1 protein-coding gene is annotated in these 1,462 nt (G+C 66.8%); it reads left to right on the top strand.

Annotated features, from left to right (window positions below):
- The coding region (gene tnpC / locus ACG2LG_RS23815; protein ID WP_396263362.1) for an IS66 family transposase at window positions 1-1,399 on the top strand (1,399 nt) is incomplete at its 5' end.
- Between the last annotated feature and the right edge of the window lie 63 nt (window positions 1,400-1,462).

The raw sequence follows: 1,462 nt of genomic DNA, 5'->3' as shown, positions 1-1,462 counted from the left end.
GATGGTGCTGGGAAAGCCCGCCCCTCCTCCCGAGTCCGACGGCGAGGACCCCGCACCGGAGGAGGACGAAAGGCCGAAGGGAAAAAGAAGCCGCCTCACCAAGGCTGACCGTTTCCCGAAGAACCTCAAGATCGTCATCGACGGCGTCGTCGATCCCGAAGAGGTCACCAAGGATCCCGACTCCTGGGAGAAGATCGGCGAGGAACACCACGATGAACTCGACGTCATCAAATCCGAGATCTTCTGGCGGCGCATCGTGCGAGTGAAATACCGCCACAAGAGCGACCGCAGCCTGCCGCCGCTGATCGCCCCGGCTCCCGCCCCCTCCATCCCCGGCACGCTCATCGCCCCCGCCTTGGCCGCCCAGATCATCGCCGACAAATTCGAGGACCACCTGCCGCACCACCGGCAGTCCAGGCGCTTCAAGCGCCGCCACGGCGTGGACCTCGGTCGCCAGACGCTCAACGGCTGGACCCACGCCACCCTGAGCCACCTCGCGCCGGTAGGCCTCGCCATCCGCGACGAGGTGCTCCAAGCCGACCGCCTGCAGATCGACGAGACGCCGATGGACTACCTCGATCCCGGCCACGGCGCCACCCGCGAGGGGCGGCTCTGGGTTTACCGCGACATCACCGAAGGGACGGCCTATTTCGACTGGCACGCCGGGCGCAGCGCCGACTGCCTGCTCGAGTTCCTCGGCTACGACGCCGAAACCAACACCCTCGAGTGGAGCGGCTCCACCATCCACACCGACGGCTTTAGCGTCTACGACCTCGTCTCACGGCTCCACGGCCTGCGCCACGCCGGATGCCTCTCACACATCCGCAGGAAATTCACCGACCTCGGCGGCAGGTCACCCGAAGTGACCGTCCCGGTTCTACTATGGATCCAGTGGATCTACCGGATTGAGAAGCAGATGCACCTCAGCGGCGCACCGCCGCCCTGCCGCGAACTCATCCGCCGCGCCCGCACCCGGCCCCTGGCCGAAGAACTCATCGCCCACATCCGTAACGAACTCACCCGGCACCTGCCGGGCGGGGACGTCGCCGGTGCGCTGGCCTACACCAACAACCAATGGGACAAGTTCGTTGTCTGCCTTGAGGATGGCAGCCTCGAACTCGATACCAATCTCGTCGAGAACCTGATCCGTCCCGCCAAGGTCGGGCTGAAGAACTTCCTGTTTTTCGGCAGCCTCGAAGCCGGCGCGAACAACGCCCTGGCCTACACGCTGCTGGCCAACTGCCGGATCCAGGGACTCGACCCCGAGGACTACCTCGTCGAGGTCCTTCGCCAGCTGCCCGCCGACGCCACCCGCGAGCAGGCCGCGGCCCTCACGCCGAAGGCGATCGCCGCCGAGCGTCGTGCCGCCGTCGAGGCCGACGACGATAAGGTCGCCTGACGCCTGAAGCGCCCGCCCCCGCCCTGGCTACCGGGGCGAGGGGTCGGATTTAGGACGCTTACG

Source organism: Haloferula sp. A504 (assembly GCF_044385805.1).
In the GTDB taxonomy this organism is placed as follows: domain Bacteria; phylum Verrucomicrobiota; class Verrucomicrobiia; order Verrucomicrobiales; family Akkermansiaceae; genus Haloferula.
Note: the sequence above shows the minus strand (reverse complement) of the source record. Positions and strands in the feature narration are given on the sequence as shown.